At 74.8% G+C, this 19,396-nt stretch carries 14 protein-coding genes; 5 read left to right on the forward strand and 9 right to left on the reverse strand.

What is annotated here, in order from left to right; translation table 11 throughout:
- Nucleotides 1–76: 76 nt before the first annotated feature.
- Both purH and purN read right to left on the reverse strand, forming a co-directional pair.
- On the reverse strand, nucleotides 77–1,660 hold the full coding sequence (gene purH / locus ACFWUZ_RS28345; RefSeq protein WP_384378801.1) for a bifunctional phosphoribosylaminoimidazolecarboxamide formyltransferase/IMP cyclohydrolase: 1,584 nt from the start codon (nucleotides 1,658–1,660) through the stop codon (nucleotides 77–79).
- Nucleotides 1,657–2,280, reverse strand: a complete 624-nt coding sequence (gene purN, locus ACFWUZ_RS28350; RefSeq protein WP_384378804.1) for a phosphoribosylglycinamide formyltransferase — start codon at nucleotides 2,278–2,280, stop codon at nucleotides 1,657–1,659. Before purN ends, purH begins: the two co-directional genes overlap by 4 nt.
- A gap of 245 nt (nucleotides 2,281–2,525) precedes the next feature.
- Between purN and ACFWUZ_RS28355 the strand changes: the two genes are divergently transcribed.
- Nucleotides 2,526–3,143 (forward strand): hypothetical protein, encoded by a 618-nt coding sequence (locus ACFWUZ_RS28355; protein WP_384378807.1) that lies wholly within the window; start codon nucleotides 2,526–2,528, stop codon nucleotides 3,141–3,143.
- A 60-nt stretch (nucleotides 3,144–3,203) separates the two neighbouring features.
- Here the strand turns inward: ACFWUZ_RS28355 and ACFWUZ_RS28360 are convergent, their stop codons facing one another.
- Nucleotides 3,204–4,946: a DUF6350 family protein gene (locus tag ACFWUZ_RS28360; protein WP_384378810.1), complete on the reverse strand. Its 1,743-nt coding sequence runs from the start codon at nucleotides 4,944–4,946 to the stop codon at nucleotides 3,204–3,206.
- 119 nt (nucleotides 4,947–5,065) lie between these two features.
- Here ACFWUZ_RS28360 and ACFWUZ_RS28365 point away from each other — a divergent pair, with 119 nt between their 5' ends.
- Nucleotides 5,066–6,769, forward strand: a complete 1,704-nt coding sequence (locus tag ACFWUZ_RS28365; protein ID WP_384378812.1) for a helix-turn-helix domain-containing protein — start codon at nucleotides 5,066–5,068, stop codon at nucleotides 6,767–6,769.
- A gap of 123 nt (nucleotides 6,770–6,892) precedes the next feature.
- On the opposite strand, the gene sucD is transcribed toward ACFWUZ_RS28365, so the two are convergent.
- The 5 genes from sucD to ACFWUZ_RS28390 all read right to left on the reverse strand — a co-directional run bounded on the left by sucD (nucleotide 6,893) and on the right by ACFWUZ_RS28390 (nucleotide 13,936).
- The gene (sucD, locus tag ACFWUZ_RS28370) at nucleotides 6,893–7,783 is read right to left on the reverse strand and encodes a succinate--CoA ligase subunit alpha (protein WP_329443023.1); all 891 of its coding nucleotides are present in this window, start codon (nucleotides 7,781–7,783) and stop codon (nucleotides 6,893–6,895) included.
- A gap of 21 nt (nucleotides 7,784–7,804) precedes the next feature.
- On the reverse strand, nucleotides 7,805–8,998 hold the full coding sequence (sucC, locus tag ACFWUZ_RS28375) for an ADP-forming succinate--CoA ligase subunit beta (protein ID WP_384378816.1): 1,194 nt from the start codon (nucleotides 8,996–8,998) through the stop codon (nucleotides 7,805–7,807).
- A gap of 278 nt (nucleotides 8,999–9,276) precedes the next feature.
- Nucleotides 9,277–10,434: a VWA domain-containing protein gene (locus tag ACFWUZ_RS28380; RefSeq protein WP_384378819.1), complete on the reverse strand. Its 1,158-nt coding sequence runs from the start codon at nucleotides 10,432–10,434 to the stop codon at nucleotides 9,277–9,279.
- Nucleotides 10,431–12,833 (reverse strand): DUF5682 family protein, encoded by a 2,403-nt coding sequence (locus tag ACFWUZ_RS28385; protein ID WP_384378822.1) that lies wholly within the window; start codon nucleotides 12,831–12,833, stop codon nucleotides 10,431–10,433. The genes ACFWUZ_RS28380 and ACFWUZ_RS28385 overlap by 4 nt, the downstream gene beginning before the upstream one ends.
- Nucleotides 12,830–13,936, reverse strand: a complete 1,107-nt coding sequence (locus tag ACFWUZ_RS28390; RefSeq protein ID WP_384378825.1) for an AAA family ATPase — start codon at nucleotides 13,934–13,936, stop codon at nucleotides 12,830–12,832. Before ACFWUZ_RS28390 ends, ACFWUZ_RS28385 begins: the two co-directional genes overlap by 4 nt.
- 134 nt (nucleotides 13,937–14,070) lie before the next feature.
- Between ACFWUZ_RS28390 and ACFWUZ_RS28395 the strand changes: the two genes are divergently transcribed.
- Nucleotides 14,071–15,408, forward strand: coding sequence for an SWIM zinc finger family protein (locus tag ACFWUZ_RS28395; RefSeq protein ID WP_384378828.1), 1,338 nt, complete (start codon nucleotides 14,071–14,073; stop codon nucleotides 15,406–15,408).
- Between the two features lie 300 nt (nucleotides 15,409–15,708).
- On the forward strand, nucleotides 15,709–17,304 hold the full coding sequence (locus ACFWUZ_RS28400; RefSeq protein WP_384378831.1) for a DUF5691 domain-containing protein: 1,596 nt from the start codon (nucleotides 15,709–15,711) through the stop codon (nucleotides 17,302–17,304).
- Nucleotides 17,305–17,897: 593 nt separating this feature from the next.
- Here the strand turns inward: ACFWUZ_RS28400 and ACFWUZ_RS28405 are convergent.
- Entirely contained in the window at nucleotides 17,898–18,299 is a 402-nt protein-coding gene (locus ACFWUZ_RS28405; RefSeq protein WP_384378834.1) for a cobalamin B12-binding domain-containing protein, read from the reverse strand.
- Between the two features lie 174 nt (nucleotides 18,300–18,473).
- On the opposite strand from ACFWUZ_RS28405, the gene ACFWUZ_RS28410 reads away from it, so the two are divergent.
- Nucleotides 18,474–19,256 (forward strand): esterase/lipase family protein, encoded by a 783-nt coding sequence (locus ACFWUZ_RS28410; protein WP_384378837.1) that lies wholly within the window; start codon nucleotides 18,474–18,476, stop codon nucleotides 19,254–19,256.
- Nucleotides 19,257–19,396 lie beyond the last annotated feature (140 nt).

The raw sequence follows: 19,396 nt of genomic DNA on the forward strand, positions 1-19,396 counted from the left end.
TCGGGGCCGTTGACCGGCGAAGGCCGCGTCCCGCAGTGCGGGGCGCGGCCTTCGCCGTTGCCAGGGACCGGGACGGTCAGTGGAAGAAGTGCCGGGTCCCGGTGAAGTACATCGTCACGCCGGCCTTCTTCGCGGCCTCGACGACCTGCTCGTCCCGGACGGAACCACCCGGCTGGACCACGGCCTTGATGCCCGCGGCCGTCAGGATCTCCAGCCCGTCGGGGAAGGGGAAGAAGGCGTCGGACGCGGCGTACGAGCCCTGCGCGCGCTCGGCTCCCGCCCGCTCGACGGCGAGCTTCGCCGAGTCGACGCGGTTGACCTGGCCCATGCCGACACCGACCGAGGCGCCGTCCTTGGCCAGCAGGATCGCGTTGGACTTGACGGCCCGGCAGGCCTTCCACGCGAAGGCCAGCTCGGCCAGTTCCGCGGCGGACAGGGCGTCACCGGTGGCGAGGGTCCAGTTCGCCGGGTCGTCGCCATCGGCCTGGAAGAGGTCACTCTGCTGGAGCAGCGCGCCGCCGCTGATGGGCTTGAGGTCACCCGGCTGGTGCGGGGTCCCGTCCACCTTCAGGACGCGGATGTTCTTCTTCTTGGCGAGGATCTCGACCGCGCCCTCCTCGTAGCCCGGGGCGGCGATGACCTCGGTGAAGATCTCCGCGACCTGCTCGGCGAGCTCGACGGTCACCGGACGGTTGACGGCGATGACGCCGCCGAAGGCCGACAGCGGGTCGCAGGCGTGCGCCTTGCGGTGGGCGGCGGCGACGTCGGAGCCGACCGCGATGCCGCACGGGTTCGCGTGCTTGATGATCGCGACGCAGGGCTCTTCGTGGTCGTAGGCGGCCCGGCGGGCGGCCTCGGTGTCCACGTAGTTGTTGAAGGACATCTCCTTGCCGTGCAGCTGCTCGGCGTTGGCGAGCCCGCCCGGCTGACCGTCCGTGTAGAGGGCGGCGGCCTGGTGCGGGTTCTCGCCGTAGCGCAGGGTCGACTTGCGCTCCCAGGCGCCGGCGAGGAACTCGGGCAGCACGGCCTCGGGCTCCGGGGCGTACGCATTCGTGAACCAGGAGGCCACGGCGACGTCGTAGGCCGCGGTGTGCTGGAAGGCCTCGGCCGCCAGCCGCTTGCGCGCGGTGAGGTCGAAACCGCCGCCCTGCGCCGCCGCGAGGACGTCCACGTAGCGCTCGGGGCTGGTGACGACCGCGACCGAAGGGTGGTTCTTGGCGGCGGCGCGGACCATCGACGGGCCGCCGATGTCGATCTGCTCCACGCACTCGTCAGGGGTGGCACCCGACTGGACGGTGGCCAGGAAGGGGTAGAGGTTGACGACCACCAGGTCGAAGGGCTCGACGCCCAGCTCGGCCAGCTGCCGCTGGTGGTCCTCCAGGCGCAGGTCGGCGAGGATGCCGGCGTGCACGCGCGGGTGCAGGGTCTTGACCCGGCCGTCCAGGCACTCGGGGAAGCCGGTGAGCTCCTCGACCTTGGTGACGGGCACCCCGGCCGCGGCGATCTTCGAAGCGGTGGACCCGGTGGAGACCAGGGCGACGCCCGCCTCGTGGAGGCCGCGGGCCAGCTCTTCCAGTCCCGTCTTGTCGTAGACGCTGATGAGCGCACGCCGGATCGGCCGCTGGGTCGTGGTCGGGTCGTTGCTCTCTACGGCGGTCACTGGATTGTTACCTTTCGTCCCTCAATGCGGTAGCCGTGCCGGGCCAGGCGCCCCACGACGTCGACGAGCAGCTTGCGCTCGACTTCCTTGATGCGCTCATGGAGAGCGGCTTCGTCGTCCTCGTCCCGGACCTCGACGACACCCTGGGCGATGATCGGACCGGTGTCCACGCCGGAGTCCACGAAGTGGACGGTGCAGCCGGTGACCTTCGCGCCGTAGGCGAGGGCGTCCCGTACGCCGTGCGCGCCCGGGAAGGCCGGGAGGAGGGCGGGGTGGGTGTTGACGAACCGGCCGCCGAAGCGGTCGATGAAGGCCTTGCCCACGATCTTCATGAACCCGGCGGAGACGACGAGGTCCGGTGCGTGGGCGTCGGTCGCCTCGGTGAGGGCGGTGTCCCACTCCTCGCGGCTCCCGTACGCCTTGACCGGGCACACGAAGGTGGGGATGCCCGCCTTCTCGGCCCGCTCCAGCCCGGCGATGTTCTCTCGGTCGGCCCCCACGGCGACGACTTCGGCGCCGAAGCCCTCGGCTCCGCCGGGGTGGGCGTCGATGGCGTCGAGCAGGGCCTGGAGGTTGGTGCCGGAACCGGAGACCAGCACGACCAGGCGGGAGGCGGCCATGAGTGGCCCTTTCTGGCGGGAAGAACGACGTTCGTCTTGTGTGGTCATACAAAACTTCGGGGTACCGATATACGGGGGACCATACGAAGCCGCCGACCGCCTGCAACGATACCGGCACACCGGACGGCCCCCGAGGGACGGGGGGACGGCCGAGGGGTAGCGTCTGGCGTACACGCCGCAAACAGGCCTCGCCTCGCCACGACGTCACCACCGACGTCCATGACCCAGGGGAAGAAACGCACCCGATGCCGGACCGCCGCCAGCCCGATTCCTCCACCGACGACAACCCCTTCGCGGCGCCCCCGGAAGGCCGGCCCGACCAGCCGTGGCAGCCGCGCAGCGGTGGTGACGGCAGGAGCGGGGACAGCCCGAAGGAATCCGGCGGACAGGGCTCCGGCCCGGCCCGCTGGGACCCGACGGACCCGGTCCAGCGGCGCGCCCGCTACGCGCTGCTCGCCGGCATGTGGGGGTTCTTCTTCGGGATCTTCGGGATCCCGTCCGTCGGCCTGCTCCTCGGCGCGCTCGCCCTGTACTGGGGGATCAGCGCACTGCGGGGCAAGCCGGCGACGGCGGCCGCCCCTTCGGCCGCCTCCGCCGCGGGTACGGGTACGGCTCCCGCCCCGGCACAGGGCGGTCTGGCGGCCCTCGGCGCCGCGGCCCGCCCCCAGCGGACGGCCGCGGTGAGCGGTCTGGTCACGGCGTCGCTGGCGATCCTGCTGGCCATGACCTCGTACGGGCTGCAGCTCGCCTACAAGGACTTCTACGTGTGCCGCGACGACGCCCTGACCAAGACGGCGGAGCTGCAGTGCAACACCCTGCTCCCGGACAACGCGCTGGGCGACGTGCTGAAGGTCCAGCGCTGACGCCACGCCCGGACGCCGGCGCCCACCCGCACCCCCCGGCCTGACGGGGGGTGCGGTCGTTCAGGCCTGCGGCTTGCGGCGGGCCAGGACCCGGGCGCCGGCGACGGGCGGGGCGAGCGGCGGACCGGGGGACGGGGCGGGCGGCAGGGCGGTCGGCAGGACCGCCGGCTCCGGCGGCGCGGCCTTCAGCGGGATGGGGATCGGGGTCAGGTCCAGGCAGAGGCCCGGCACCACCCGTACGGCGCGGGGCGCCCGGGTCCGGACCTGCGCCGCGCCCGCGGGCCGGACGGCCGGGACCGGGGGCGCGGCCGGGGGCAGCGCGGGGCCCGGCTCCGGCGCGGCCGGGCGTTCCGGCGGGCCCGGCACCGTGAAGTCGGGGACGAGGGTGCCCGCCGCCCGGCGCAGCGCCGCCCAGCGGACCTCCCGTACGCCGCTGGCGTGCCACTCGTCCCCCTCCGGGCCGTCGAGGCCGCAGGAGCCGTCCGAGCCGCAGGAGCCGTCCGAGCCGTCCGGTTCCCGGTCGTCCAGGTCGGCGAAGACCCCGGCCGGCCGGGTGCGCCAGGCGTGCACCGCCACCGCCAGCGGAACCGCCGTCACCAGGGTCCAGCCGAAGGCCGCCGCGCCCGCGGCCCACCACGTCGGCCCGAACTCGGCCAGCTCGTGCGAGCCCAGCGGCCCCGCCGAGGCCGCCGCCAGCCCGGCCGTCACCAGGCCGCACACCAGGGCGCCCAGGGCCGCGGTGAGCGCCGTCTCCCCGTACGGGACCTCACGCGCCCGGCGTACGGCGAACCAGCCGACCGCCAGCCCGGCCAGCAGCGGGACCCCGGCGGCCGCCCAGGTCAGCGACGTCCCCGGCCCCTCGGGCGGGAGCGCCGCCAGCAGCGGGAAGCGGGGCAGCGCGGGCGAGCCGGTGAAGCCGAAGGGCGTGGCGGTCGCCGCGGTGCCGAGCGCGAAGCCGGGGCCGAGGGCGTAGGCCGCGCCCCACACCATGGCGTTCGGGATCAGCGCCACCGCGAGGAGCAGCACGGCAAACCGGCCCGACCACACCCCCGTCAGGGTCAGGAAGGAGCCCTGGACCTCCGCGCCGTGCCAGGCGAGGGAGGCTCCGACCAGCAGCGCCCCGCCCCCCATGAGGACGAGGGCTCCGCCCGCGCCGGACCGGAGCGCCAGCGCGTACCGGGGGCGCGCAATGGCCCTCCGCACGCCCGAGGGCGCCCACGAAGGCAGGGTCCCGAGCGGCCGCCCCCGGGCCCCCCACACGCCTGCGGCGGCGGCCGGCACGGCGACGAGCGGGATGTGCCAGGCCGCGCTCAGCGGGTCGGCGGGCATGGGGCCGCCCGCCGCGTACACCGTGGCGAGGGCGCCCACCGACAGGTAGCCGCAGAGCACCGCGGAGAAGACGGCGCCGGCGGGCAGCGCCTCCTCCCCCTCGGCCTCGTCCTCCCCCTCGGTGCCGCCCAGCCGGGCGGCACGCCGCAGGAGCAGGACGGGCAGCGCGACGAGCAGCAGCGGTGTCAGGCCGACGGGCGCGGGCACGCCGGAGAGCGTCTCGTAGCGCACCAGCTCCGTCCCGTGGGCGAGCAGCCACAGCCCGGCGGCGAGGTGCAGGGCCCCGCCGGGGCCGCTGTCGGGGTAGGGGGAGCTGATCCACAGGACGATGACGAGCACGGCGAGGAAGCCGAGCCCGAGTCCGGCCGCCACGGCGCCGCCCACCATGCAGGCGGCGGCCGCCGGGGAACGGCGCCGTTTGCCCGCCCGGGGGGCCGCGGGCAACGGGGTGCCGCGTTCGGTCACTTGGGTCACCCCGCCATGGTGCCAACGACACGCGCTATGGGCGGGTAACAGGCGAATGTCCGTGGTGTCGCTCAATATACGCTTATGTACTTTTTCGCCCAGGACTGTCGGGTCGCGGGGAGTGTGGCATGACACGAAGCGTCAAGGAGCTGGGCCTCCCCTCTCCGGAGGAGCGGCGCAGACTGCGCGAGGCGGCGGATCTGACGCACGAGCAGGTCGCGGCGGCGGTGGGCGTCGCACCGGCCACCGTGCGCTCCTGGGAATCGGGCCGTACGGACCCCCGTGGGCGAAAACGCGCGCTGTACGCGCGGCTCCTGCTGGACCTCGGGGCGCCCCCGCCGCACGACGCGGAGGGCGCGCGGACCGGGGGCGGGCACGCGGCCGCGGGCGAGGCCGGGGCCGAGGGCGAGGCCGCCGGCGCCAGGAAGGCCGCGCACCCGGAGGAGCCGCAGGAACGGGAGGAGGCGCAGGAGCCGCAGGAGGCACCGGAGCCGCGGGAGCCGCAGGAGGCGCAGGCGGCTCCGGAAGGGCAGGAGCGGGAGCGCGCCGGTGCCGCGGTGGGCCGGGAGGACGGAGCCGGCCGCGGACCCTCGCTGCGGGCGTTCGGGTCCGCGCGGGCCTCCGCCGGCGGCGCGCAGGGGCGTCCGGCGGGCCCCGGCACCCGGCCCAGGACCGCGGCCAAGCGGGCGGCGAAACCGGCCGTCGCACTGCCCCGGCACGAGGCCAGGACCCCCGTGGCGGCCGCGGCCGGCGCGGGACCGCGCCCCGCCTCCGGCGGCCAGGGCCCCGGCGGCTCCGCCGAAGCCACCGCCGCCCCCGCCGCGGCCGCCACGGCCGGGGAGCCGGAACACACCGCGGCCGACACCCCGGCCGACACCCCCGCCGACCGGGCCGGTGCCCGCGCCGTCCTGGCGGAGCCCTCGGAGCAGTCCGCGGAGCAGCCCGCCGGGCCTGGACCGGAGCCCGATCCCCAGCCCGAGCCCGCGCCCGTACTCTCGCCGGCGGGGGCGGCGGACGCCACGGCCGCCTTCGACGCCCTCTACGGCCGCGCAGCCGCCGACCTCGCCCGCCAGGCCTACCTGCTCACCGGTCACCGGGCCCTCGCCCACGAGGCCGTGGAGCGGGCCTTCCAGCAGGCCTGGGCGCAGTGGCCCGACGTGGCAACCGACCCCGACCCGGTGGGCTGGGTGCGCGCGGCGGTGTACGAGTACGCGCTCTCGCCCTGGCACCGGTTCCGCCGCACGCACCGGAGCGGCGGCCCGTCCGGCAAGCCCCCCGCCGAACCCGGCGACCGGATCCTGCTGGACGCCGTGCTCGCCCTGGCCCCGGCCCACCGCCGCACCGTGCTGCTGTACGACGGCGTCGGCCTCGACCTCCCGGACACCGCCGCCGAGACGGAGGCCAGCACCCCCACCGCCGCCCACCGGCTCCTGCACGCGCACGAGGAGCTGGCCGGCCTGCTCCCCGAGCTGGTCGACGTACCACCCGGGCAGCAGTCGGCGCTGCTGCACGAACGGTTCGCCACGCTGGAACCGGCCGTACGGCTCGTCCCGCGCCCCGCGGCCGAGGTGCGCCTCGCGGGAGAGCACCGCGCCAAGCGGTGGACGCGCGCCGTCCTCGGCCTGACCGCGGTGATCGCCGTCGCGACCGCGTACACGGTCTCGACCGCGCCCAGGGAGTACGAGCCCCCGCGCTCCCCGGGCGCCAGCGTCTCCGGGGTGCCCCCGCACAGCGGCCCCCAGCGGCTCACCGAGCAGAGCAGGCAGCTCCACGACAAGCTGCGCGCAGACCCGGCCGCCGGGCCCGCCCGGCTCGTGCCCCGGACCGAATGAGGACGCGGGGACACACGAGGACGCGAGGACACGAGAACGGGCGTGGCCCGCACCCACGAAGGGTGCGGGCCACGCCCGTGCCACGGTGCCGCGCACGCCCCGCGTACGGGCGCCCGCGAGCGACTACTGCGCGGCGTTCAGGATCTCGCGCGCCAGCTTGGCCGTCTCGGTCGGCGTCTTGCCGACCTTGACGCCGGCGGCCTCGAGGGCCTCCTTCTTGGCCTGCGCGGTGCCGGAGGAGCCGGAGACGATGGCGCCGGCGTGGCCCATGGTCTTGCCCTCGGGGGCGGTGAAGCCCGCGACGTAGCCGACGACCGGCTTGGTGACGTTCTTCGCGATGAAGTCCGCCGCACGCTCCTCGGCGTCGCCGCCGATCTCGCCGATCATGACGATCAGGTCGGTGTCGGGGTCGGCCTCGAACGCCGCGAGGGCGTCGATGTGCGTGGTGCCGATGACCGGGTCGCCACCGATGCCGACGGCCGAGGAGAAGCCGATGTCACGGAGCTCGTACATCATCTGGTAGGTCAGCGTGCCGGACTTGGACACGAGACCGATGCGGCCGGGCTTGGTGATGTCGCCCGGGATGATGCCGGCGTTGGACTGGCCGGGGGTGATCAGACCCGGGCAGTTCGGGCCGATGATCCGCGTCGTGTTGCCCTTGGCGGTCGCGTACGCCCAGAAGGCGGCGGAGTCGTGCACCGCGATGCCCTCGGTGATGACGACGGCCAGCGGGATCTCGGCGTCGATGGCCTCGACGACGGCGGCCTTGGCGAAGGCCGGCGGGACGAAGAGGACGGAGACGTTGGCGCCCGTCTTCTCCATCGCCTCGGCGACGGAGCCGAAGACCGGGACCTCGGTGCCGTCGAAGTCGACGGTGGTGCCGGCCTTGCGCGGGTTCACGCCGCCGACGATGTTGGTGCCGTCAGCCAGCATGAGCTTGGTGTGCTTCATGCCCGTGGCACCGGTCATGCCCTGGACGATGACCTTGCTGTCCTTGTTGAGGAAGATAGCCATGTGAGTCTGTGACCTCTGCCCTTACTTCGCAGCCGCGAGCTCGGCGGCCTTGTCGGCCGCGCCGTCCATGGTGTCCACGCGCTGCACCAGCGGGTGGTTGGCGTCCGAGAGGATCTTGCGACCCAGCTCGGCGTTGTTGCCGTCGAGACGGACGACGAGCGGCTTGGTGACCGCCTCGCCCTTGTCCTCGAGCAGCTGCAGCGCCTGGACGATGCCGTTGGCGACCTCGTCGCACGCGGTGATGCCGCCGAAGACGTTGACGAAGACGGACTTGACGTCCGGGTCGCCGAGGATGATCTCGAGACCGTTGGCCATGACGGCGGCGGAGGCGCCACCGCCGATGTCCAGGAAGTTGGCGGGCTTGACGCCGCCGCCATTCACCGACTTGTACGCCTCGCCGGCGTACGCGACGACGTCGAGGGTGCTCATGACGAGACCCGCGCCGTTGCCGATGATGCCGACCTCGCCGTCGAGCTTCACGTAGTTGAGGTTCTTCGCCTTGGCGGCGGCCTCGAGCGGGTTCGCGGCCGCGTGGTCCACGAACTCCTCGTGGCCCGGCTGGCGGAACTCGGCGTTCTCGTCGAGCGAGACCTTGCCGTCGAGCGCGATGACGTCGCCGGAGGCGACCTTCGCGAGCGGGTTGACCTCGACGAGGAGCGCGTCCTCGGCGATGAAGGTGGCCCACAGGGTCACGAGGACCTCGGCGACCTGCTCGGCGACCTCGGCCGGGAACTGCGCCAGGGCGACGATCTCGCGGGCCTTCTCGATGGTCACGCCCTCGTTGGCGTTCACCGGGACCTTGGCGAGCTTCTCGGGGGTCTCCTCGGCGACCTGCTCGATGTCCATGCCGCCCGCGACCGAGGCCATGGCCAGGAAGGTGCGGTTGGTGCGGTCGAGGAGGTACGAGACGTAGTACTCCTCGAGGATCTCGGGAGCCGTCTCGGCGATCATCACCTTGTGGACCGTGTGGCCCTTGATGTCCATGCCGAGGATGTCCGTCGCCCGGGCGACGGCCTCGTCCGGGGTGGAGGCCAGCTTCACGCCGCCGGCCTTGCCGCGGCCACCGACCTTCACCTGCGCCTTGACGACCGACTTGCCGCCCAGCCGCTCGGTGGCCTCGCGAGCCGCCTCAGGCGTGTCGATGACTTCACCGGCCAGCACCGGTACACCGTGCTTGGCGAAGAGGTCCCTCGCCTGGTACTCGAACAGGTCCACGCGCGTCCGTCCCTTGTCTTCAAAGATTCGCAGTGATTCGCGGTTTTCTGCTATCTGCGTGGGCGTGCCGCGGAGGGCAACGTGACGGCGCTGTCACAAGGAAGGCGCACACGGTGACCGTGGACGCGGCATGTCCGTCCCGCAGGTTATCCCCGGGGGGCGTAGGTCCCTAAATCGCAGATCACACCTGAGCGGTGATACCTGTCACAGAACGCCTCACGCGTGAACTGGAACTTCGTGCGATCAGCCGATTCACAGTGGATCCCGTCACGCCCGCGTCAGGTGCCGTCGGGCACCGGCAGGGGCCGCTTCTCCAGCGCCGCGGCCATCACCTCCGGAAACAGGTCGGGGGTGCAGGCGAAGGCCGGTGCGCCGAGCGCGGCGAGGGCAGCCGCGTGTTCCCGGTCGTAGGCGGGAGCGCCCTCGTCGGACAGGGCCAGAAGGGTCACGAACTCCACTCCCGCCCCCTTCATCGCGGCGACCCGCTTGAGCATCTCGTTGCGTATGCCGCCCTCGTAAAGATCACTGATCAGGACGACGACGGTGTCGGCGGGGCGGGTGATCTTCGACTGGCAGTAGGCGAGGGCCCGGTTGATGTCGGTGCCTCCGCCCAGCTGGGTGCCGAAGAGGACGTCCACCGGATCGTCGAGCTGGTCCGTCAGGTCGACGACGGCGGTGTCGAAGACGACGAGGCGGGTGGCGATCGAGCGCATCGAGGCGAGGACCGCTCCGAACACGGAGGCGTAGACGACGGAGGCCGCCATCGAACCCGACTGGTCGATGCAGAGGATCACCTCCTTCTTCACCGACTGGGCCGCCCGGCCGTACCCGATCAGCCGCTCGGGGACGACGGTGCGGTACTCGGGCAGGTAGTTCTTGAGATTGGCCCGGATCGTGCGGTTCCAGTCGATGTCGTGGTGACGGGGGCGGCTGATCCGGGCGGAGCGGTCGAGGGCGCCGGTGAGCGTGGCCCGGGTGCGGGTCGCGAGCCGCTTCTCCAGCTGTTCGACCACCTTGCGGACCACGGCCCGGGCGGTCTCCTTCGTCGTCTCCGGCATCGCCTTGTTCAGCGAGAGCAGCGTGCCGACCAGGTGGACGTCGGGCTCGACGGCCTCCAGCATCTCCGGTTCCAGCAACAGCGCGGACAGGCCGAGCCGCTCGATGGCGTCCCGCTGCATGACCTGGACCACCGGGCCGGGGAAGTACGTCCGGATGTCCCCGAGCCAGCGGGCCACGTGGGGCGCCGAGCCGCCGAGCCCCGCCGACCGCTCCCCCGCGGCCTTACGGGAACCGCCCGTGCCGGCCCCGCCGTAGAGCGCGCCGAGCGCCTCGTCCATCGCCGCGTCCCGCCCGGTCAGCGCGCGCCCGGTTCCGTCGGCCCCGCCGCCGCCGAGCACCATCCGCCACCGCCGCAGCCGTTCGTCCGCCGCGCTCATCTGCCCACCCCCACCAGATCGTTGTCGTCGCCCACAGCCCCTGCCCGTGGCCCGGCTCCTGCCCCTGCCTCCGCACCGGCCCCCTCACCGGCACCGGCCCCGGCACCGGCCCCGGCCCCGGCGAGCAGCATTCGGACCAGGTCCACCACCGCGTCCGCCCGCTCCGGGTCCAGCTCCGGGGCGAAGCCTTCGGGGGCCGCCCCGGGACCGGCCGCCGCGGCCGGTCCGCCGGGGCCCCGGCGGACCAGCTCGCCCAGCGTCCGCTTCACCCCCGGCTCGTACGCCCCGAACGTCCTGCGCAGCAGGGGCAGCACGTCGGTGAAGGCCCGCTCCGGTACGCCCACGAGCCAGGCGTCGATCAGGCCCAGCAGCCGCTCGTCGTGGACCAGCAGCGTGCCGCCGCCCGAGCTGCCGCCCGCGAAGCCCTCGATCCAGCCCGCCGCATCGGCCGGGGAGGCCGCCGGGGACAGGGCGAGTCCCATCAGCCGGGCCGTCTCCTCGGGCGCAAGCCGCCCCTCGTCGAGCAGCAGCCGGGCCGCCCGGCCACGGATCAGGCCGGGCACCGCATCCCGCACGGCCAGCGTCCGCAGTACCGCGGACCAGCGCTCCCGCAGCCCCTCCTGGGCGTCCGCCAGCAGGACGACCGCCCCGTGCACCCCGTCCACGTGGCCGCGCAGCTCCGCCGCCGCGTCGGCGTCCAGGCCGACGGAGCAGGCGGGCGGCAACGCCACGCAGATCCGCTCGGCGAGCCCGGCCGCCACGGTGCCCAGGGCGGCCGCGTCGGTGCCGCGTACGTCCCCGTACCGCAGCGAGCGGGCCAGCGCCGGCAGGGCCGCGGCCAGCCGCGCCACGTCGGTGTCCAGGGCGGCCCGGTCCGCCAGTGCCCGCAGCACCTCGGGCAGTGCCTGCGACAGCCCGGCCAGCAGGCACCGCTCGGCCAGGGCCGTCACCTCGCCCAGCTCCTCGGCGCCCGCGGCATCGGCCTCGGCCCTGGCGGTCGCCGCCGCGAGGACGGTGGTGCCCCAGACCCCGGCCTCGGCGACCCGCACGGACAGTTCCGGCTCCCAGCGCAGCCGCCACGTCTCGCGGAAGGTGCCGGTGCTGCCCCGCGAGGCGGTGGGGGTGCCCCACGCGATGCCGAGGATCCGCAGCCGGTGCAGCAGCAGCGACTTCGCGGTGTCGGTGTCCTTGCGCAGGTCGAGCTCCAGCTCGCGGTCCTGCGCCTCCGCCTTGAGCCGCAGCGAGCGCTGTTGCTTCGTCAGGTCGCGCTGGAGGGGGACGACGGGAGCCGCGTCCGGCACCTCACCGAGCACGTCGCCGACGACCAGGCGGTCCTCGATCAGCGCGAGCGGCACGTCGGAGCCGTCGCACATCACCGCCCGGACGGCCTCCAGGGTCTCCGTCAGCCCGGGCAGCGGTCTCCCGCGCATCGCGGCCAGGGTGTCGGCCAGCCGGACCGCTTCGATGACGTGCGCCGAGGAGACCTGCCGGTCCTCCTCCCGCAGCAGGCCGGCGACCTTGGTCAGCCAGCGCTCCACGGGCCGGTCCCGGGCGGCGAAGAGGTGCGCGTACCACCCGGGTGCGGTGATGCCCGCACCGTAGCCGCCGGCCCGGGCGAGCCTGCGGTGGGTCCAGGGCACCCAGGTGGTCTCCACCTTGACCTTGGGCAGCCCGGTGAGCAGGGCCTTGTCGGCGGCCGCCGTCGTCCTGGCCCGGAGCGCCGGGACGTGCCAGGCGCCGCACACCACGGCGTAGTCGTCGCCGAACTCCCTGCGGGCGGCCCGCATGCGCCCGCGCATGTACGCCTCACGCACCAGGTCCCGGGAGTGGCCGCCGTCCCCGTACGCCTCGCGCAGGGCTGCCATCGCGTCGCCGAGCGCCTCGAACGCGCCGAGCGCGGCCTCCTGCACGTCCCCGGTCCCTCGGTGTTCGACCACGTCCTCCCACCAGCGCTCGGGGTCGTCGTACCCGGCGGTTTCGGCCAGCACCGCCAGCGGGTCCACCCGTACGGCACCGGCCGCTGCCGCGTCCGGGCCGCCGGGCCCCGTCCCGGCGTCGCTCCCCGCCCCGGCCAGGGAGTGGGCCGCCGGAAGGTCGATGAACCTCACCGGTACGCCGGCCTCCTGCGCCCAGCGGATCGCGACCCACTCCGGGGAGAAGTCGGCCAGCGGCCAGAAAGCGGCGCGGCCCGGGTCGTCGGCGGCGTGCGCGAGCAGTGCGACGGGCGGCCGCATCCCGGGATCGGCGGCCAGGGCGACCAGCGCGTCGCCCTCGGGCGGCCCTTCGACGAGGACGGCCGCGGGCCCGGCCGCGTCCAGGGCGGCGCGCACCGCGCGGGCCGAGCCGGGTCCGTGGTGGCGCACGCCCAGCAGGAGGGGCCCCTGTGCGCGCGGACTCATGCCGTCACCTCCCGGCAGGCGCGGTAGAAGTCCTTCCAGCCCTCCCGCTCGCGGACCACGGCCTCCAGGTACTCCTGCCAGACGACCTTGTCGGCGGCCGGGTCGCGGACGACGGCGCCCAGGATGCCCGCGGCCACGTCGGAGGGACGCAGCACGCCGTCGCCGAAGTGGGCGGCGAGGGCGAGGCCGCCGGTGACGACCGAGATGGCCTCGGCGGTGGAGAGGGTGCCGCTCGGGGACTTCACCTTCGTGCGGCCGTCGTCGGTGACGCCGTCGCGCAGCTCGCGGAAGACGGTGACCACGCGGCGGATCTCCTCCAGGCCCTCGGGCGCGGCCGGCAGGTCGAGCGCGCGGCCCATCTGGTCGACGCGGCGGGCGACGATGTCGACCTCGGCGTCCGCGGTGGCGGGGAGCGGCAGGACCACCGTGTTGAAGCGGCGGCGCAGTGCGCTGGACAGCTCGTTGACCCCGCGGTCGCGGTCGTTGGCGGTGGCGATGAGGTTGAAGCCGCGCACGGCCTGCACCTCTTCGCCGAGTTCGGGTATCGGGAGGGTCTTTTCGGACAGGACGGTGATGAGGGTGTCCTGGACGTCGGCGGGGATGCGGGTGAGTTCCTCGACGCGGGCGGTCATGCCCTCGGCCATGGCGCGCATGACGGGGCTGGGGACGAGGGCCTCCCGGCTGGGGCCGTGGGCGAGCAGCCGGGCGTAGTTCCAGCCGTACCGGATGGCTTCCTCGGGGGTGCCGGCGGTGCCCTGCACGAGGAGGGTGGAGTCGCCGCTGACGGCCGCGGCGAGGTGTTCGGACACCCAGGTCTTGGCGGTGCCGGGGACGCCGAGGAGGAGCAGGGCTCGGTCGGTGGCGAGGGTGGTGACGGCGACTTCGACGAGGCGGCGCGGCCCCACGTACTTGGGGGTGATGACGGTTCCGTCGGGGAGTTCGCCGCCGAGCAGGTAGGTGGCGACGGCCCAGGGGGAGAGCTTCCAGCGGGTCGGGCGGGGCCGGTCGTCGGCGGCTTCCAGGGCTTTCAGTTCGTGTGCGAAGGCGGCTTCGGCGTGCGGTCGGAGCGCCTCTGCGCCGGTGCTGTTCTCGGGCGTGGTCATGGTCCCCCTCCAATGCTCGGCAGTCGCTCCCGACTGCTGGTTCCACGGTGCACCACGCCACTGACAACGCCCCTTACCCGGAGCGTCGTTGCAGGTCACGGCGATTGTCAGTGGGGGTCTCTACGGTGGAACACATGACTGAGCAGGGGGTCCGCTGGACGGCGGAACAAGTACTGGCTCTGGCTCCTGACGATGCCTCACGCAAGGCCGGAGGCAGACTCGGCGGGCCGGGGCCCTGGTCGCAGATCGGAGGTTCCGCTTCCGGTTCGCTGTGGGGGTTGTGCAAGGGCAGCGGCAGTACGCCGTACCGGACGGTCGTGGACCTGGCCGGGCCGGCGTACAAGTGCTCGTGCCCGAGCAGGAAGTTCCCGTGCAAGCACGCCCTGGGGCTGCTGCTGCTCTGGTCCGCCGAGGGCTTCGGCGAGCCGGCCCAGGCGCCGGAGTGGGCCGCGCAGTGGCTGGCGGAGCGGGCGGCGAAGGCCGCGCGGCCGGCCGCAGGGACGGGCCGCCCGGTGGACGAGGAGGCGGCCAGGCGGCGCGCCGAGCAGCGGGCCGCGCGGATCGGGGCGGGCGTGACCGAGCTGGAGCAGCGGCTGGCCGATCTGGTGCGGGGTGGACTGGCGGGCCAGGAGCAGGCGGGGTACGCGGCGTGGGAGGAGACCGCCGCCCGCATGGTCGACGCCCAGGCCCCCGGACTGGCCGGGCGGGTACGCGAGTTGGGGACGATACCCAGTTGCGGCGCCGGCTGGCCCGCCCGGATGCTGGAGGAGGCGGCGCTGCTGCACCTGCTGGACCGGGCCTGGCTCGGTGTGGCCGGGCTGCCCGGTCCACTGGCGGCGACCGTCCGCAGCCGGGTGGGACTGCCGGCCTCCGGGGAGGGGGAGGCCGTACGGGACCGCTGGCTGGTGCTCGCCCAGTACGACTCGGTGTCACCGGACGGCCGGCTCACCACCCGCCGGATATGGCTGCGCGGGCTGGCGGGCGGGCGTCCTGCCCTGGTGCTGGACTTCGGACCGCCGGGGCGGCCACCGGGGCTGGCGCTGCCGGTGGGGCTGGTACTGGAGGCGGAAGCCCGCTTCCGGCCCGGGTCGGCGGGGCTGCGGGCGGACCTCGGGGAGAGGTTCTCGGCGGCCGGACCGTGCCTGGAGGTACCGGCCGCGGTGAGCACCGGGGCCGCCCTGGAGGCCTACGGGGCGGCGCTGCGCGAGGACCCGTGGCTGGAGTCCTGGCCGGTGGTGCTCGGACCGGTGATCCCGGTACCGGGTGAGCCGGGCTGGCAACTGGCCGATGCGGAGGGCGGTTGCGCCCTGCCGGTCGCCCTCGCGGGAGGCCGCTCGCGCTCGGGGCTGTGGCAGCTGGCCGCGTTGTCGGGCGGGGGCCCGGTGACGGTGTTCGGCGAGTGCGGCCACCGCGGCTTCACGCCGCTGACGGCCTGGCAGCCGGACTCGCCCGAGCCGGTCGCCCTGGTCTGAGCCGGGGCGGAAGACAAGGAAACGCTGGGGGCCTGGGGGCCCGTATGCCGTCCGGCCGTGGACGGCGGGGAGGGGACGGGGAGGGACGCGGCGGCGCGGGGGCGCCGGTGCGTGTGACGACGAGAAGCCGGGGGGCTTTTGTGAACGACAACCACGCCAGTTGAGCACACCGGGGTCCTGCCCGTCCTGAAGGGCCGGGCAGGACCCCGGAGGCACCGACTGCTCCGGTCCCGCACAGGGGGCGGGACCGGAGCACCGATTCGACCGTGGACGAGTGACGAGTGACGAGGGAGGGGCCGGATGGGCACGGGTGACGAGGGATACGACGAGGGGTACGGGGACTGGGAGGAGCTGGTCGGCGCCGCGCTGCTGGGCACCGGCCGGCGCCAGGGCGGTGGGCCGGCCGGCTCGCCGGAGTCCCTGCTGGACGCGGCCGCCGTCCATGCCGTACGGCGCCGGGCCGGGCTCAGACCGGCGCAGGGGTGCCCTCTGCCGGAGCCCGCGGCGCCTGATGCGCGTCCGGAGCCCCCGCAGGCGGCCCGGCGCCGGCTCGCCCAGCTGCTGGCCGGCCGCACGGCTGTGGGCAGCGGCGGCGGGCGGCGCGGGGCCGCCCCGGATCTGACCGAGCTGCTGCCGCAGTGGCTGGCCGCGGCCGGACGGCACGGCTACCGGGCGCCGGCCGCACAGGTCCCCGCCCTGCTGGACGCGGCCCGTGCCCGTACGGACCTGCGCCCGCAGGCCCTGGCGCTGGCCGGACCCCGCGGCCTGTGGCTGGCCAGGATGAACCCCGACTGGCGGTTCGCCCTGCGCGGCGGGGCCGGCGGTGCCGGGGAGCTGCCGGAGGTGACGGACGGGGCGGGGGTGGAACTGCTGTGGCAGGAGGGCCTGTTCGCGGAGCGGGTGGCACTGCTGGGCGCGATACGGGCCCAGCAGGCGGCGGCAGCGCCGCGGCTGCTGGCGACGACCTGGGCGACCGAACGGGCCGAGGACCGGCTGATGTTCCTCGACTCGCTGCGCGTGGGGCTGTCCGACGGGGACGAGCCGTTCCTGGAGGCGGCCCTGGGCGACCGCAGCCGTAACGTCCGGGCGACGGCGGCCGAGCTGCTGTCGGCACTGCCGCGGTCGGCGCTGGCGGGGCGGATGGCCCGGCGCGCGCTGGCGTGCGTAGGCCCCGAAGGGGTGACTCCGCCTGCCGAGTGCGATGCGGGGATGCAGCGGGACGGGGTGGTGGAACGGCCGCCCGCCGGACGCGGGGAACGGGCCTGGTGGCTCGGGCAGCTGGTGGAAGCCGCACCGCTGGACTGCTGGCGGGAGCGGTTCGGCGGGCTCGACCCGGCGGAGATCGTCGCCCTGCCGGTCGCCGCGAGCGAGGGCTGGGCGGAGGAGCTCCACGCCGCGTGGTGCCGGGCCGCGGTGCGCCAGCGCGACGCGCAGTGGTCGCGGGCCCTGCTGGGGCCGCCGTCCGCGCCGCCCGCCGCAGGACCGGCGACGGCCTCGCTGGCGGAGCGGGCGAAGCTCCTGGAGACCCTGCCCGAGGGGGAACGGGCCCGGTGGGTCGCCGAGTTCATCCGGGCGCACGGGCTGTCGGAGGCGTTCCAGCTGCTCGGGGTCTGCGTGGTCCCGTGGGCCGGGGCGCTGGGCCGGGCGGTGGTCGACGCGCTGGAGAGCGCCCGGGAGGCGGGCAGCTACCCCTGGAGTTTCAGCGGCGTGATGGGGCTGGCGGAGCGCTGCCTCGATCCTGCGGAGGCCGGCCGTCTGGAGGCCCTGACCGCTACGGCCGAGGACCCGCCGGAGGCGTCCCCGGGGGCCGCCGCGTACTGGGCGGAGGCCTTCCAACGGCTCGTGGCCACCCTCGACCTCCGCTCAGCCATGCTGTCCGAACTGACCCCGGCCTGACCCCTCGCCGAGCCCGACGAGCCCCCCGGGGCGGCCGCAAGGCCGGAGGCGGTGACACGGCCGCGCGGCCGAAAGGAGTGCGCCCCCCCGGGACGGAACCGACCCGTGCCCCGAGCCGGAACCCCCCGGCCGCGGGCCGGGCCCGGCCCGGGGCCCGGCGTCGAGCCCGGCCACACGGCCGGAGGCAGCGCGCCGCGGGGCCGTACGGGACCAGAGATGCCGGCGCCTCGAGCAGAATCCCCCCGGCCGCAAGGCCGGGGGCAGCGCGCCGCGGGGCCGTAGGGGTCGGGCCGTACGGGCCCGGAGGCGCCGGCGCCCCGAGCGGAATCGCCCCGCCGCAAGGCCGGAGGCAGCGGGTCACAGGCCCCGCCCGCGCGGCCCGGGCGCCGGAAACCGCCCCGCCGCAAGGCGGGAGGCGGCCCGGGGAGCGGGAGCGACGGCGCGCCTGGCTCCGGAGTCCGGGAGGGGGGCGCTGGTGCCGCGGGAGGAGGCCGGCCGGCCGCGGGGCCGGGGGGATCGGCCCGAGACGTGGTGGAGCCCCGGCCCCGGGTGCCGGGACCGGGGGCCGTTGGGTGGCTGCGGGCCGCCGGGGGCTACTGGCGGACGTTCGCGCGGACCCAGTCCACGATCGACGTCGTCGTCGCGCCCGGGGTGAAGATCTCCGCCACGCCCTTCTCCTTCAGCGGAGCGATGTCGTCCTCCGGGATGATGCCGCCGCCGAAGACCTGGATGTCCTGCGCGTCGCGCTCCTTGAGGAGCTCCAGCACGCGGACGAAGAGCGTGTTGTGGGCGCCGGAGAGGATCGAGAGGCCGATCGCGTCGGCGTCCTCCTGGATGGCGGTGTCCACGATCTGCTCGGGGGTCTGGTGCAGGCCCGTGTAGATGACCTCCATGCCCGCGTCCCGCAGCGCCCGCGCGATCACCTTCGCACCGCGGTCGTGGCCGTCGAGACCCGGCTTGGCCACCACCACACGGATCGGACCGGTCACACCCATCGCACTGCCTCCCGAGTGAACGAACGTTAAGTACAGCATTGCGCACGCCGCCGTTTCGCGGTCCCCCACGAGGGGGAAATCACACGTGGGACGGCATTGCGCCACCGTGCCGACAGCCGCACGGCACGGTGGCGCGACGGCCGCGGTCCCAAGAGGCCGAGGGAGGCCGCGCCGATGGGGCTGTCCGTACCGATGTCCGTGCCCTTGTCCGGCGCCGCGCTGCGGGCCGGCGCCCTGGAGGTCGTGGTCCTCGGCGGGCACCTTCTCCTCTATCCCACCGGAGTGTGCCAGGAAAGGGTCGCCCCCGGGCCGCCCGCGACACGGCCGCCCGCCCTGCTCCTCCACGGGTTCACCGACAACCGGTCCGTCTTCGTCCTGCTGCGCCGCGCCCTGGGGGCCGACGGCCTACGGCACGTGGAGACGTACAACTACTCACTCTTCACCCGCGACCTGCGGGTCACCGCCCGCCACCTCGCCCGGCGCGTCGAGGAACTGTGCGAGCGCACCGGGCAGGAGCGGGTGGACCTGGTCGGGCACAGTCTGGGCGGATTAGTGGGCCGGTACTACGTGCAGCGCCTCGGCGGCGACGCCCGCGTCCGTACGCTCGTCACGCTCGGTACACCCCACTCCGGAACGCTGGTGGCCCCCTTCATGGACGCCCACCCACTGGTCCGGCAGATGCGCCCGGACTCGCCCGTGATCTCCGAGCTGGCCGGGCCCGCGCCCGGGTGCGCGACCCGGTGCGTGGCGTTCTGGAGCGAGTTCGACACGCTGATGGCTCCCGTCGAGGCGGCACGCATCGAGCACCCGGACCTCCAGGCGGAGAACGTGCAGGTCACGGGCATCGGGCACCTCGCCCTGCCCGCCCACCCCGCCGTCATCGCGGCCGTTCGGCGCGTCCTCGACGGTCCCGGGCCGGCGGCCGTCGGGGGTCAGGACGCCGCCTCCGTCGCCTAGACAGCATCCGACCGAAAGTCGAACGAATTTCGAACTCAAGGCCAAGGGTGTGCATTTCGGCGACCGAAAGACGGCTGAATGCCCGGTTCCGCTGGTACCGAAAGTCCGGGAAGATTGTCGTTGCGTGTAACCGCCGGGTA

This window comes from Streptomyces sp. NPDC058646 (assembly GCF_042716875.1).
In the GTDB taxonomy this organism is placed as follows: Bacteria; Actinomycetota; Actinomycetes; order Streptomycetales; family Streptomycetaceae; genus Streptomyces.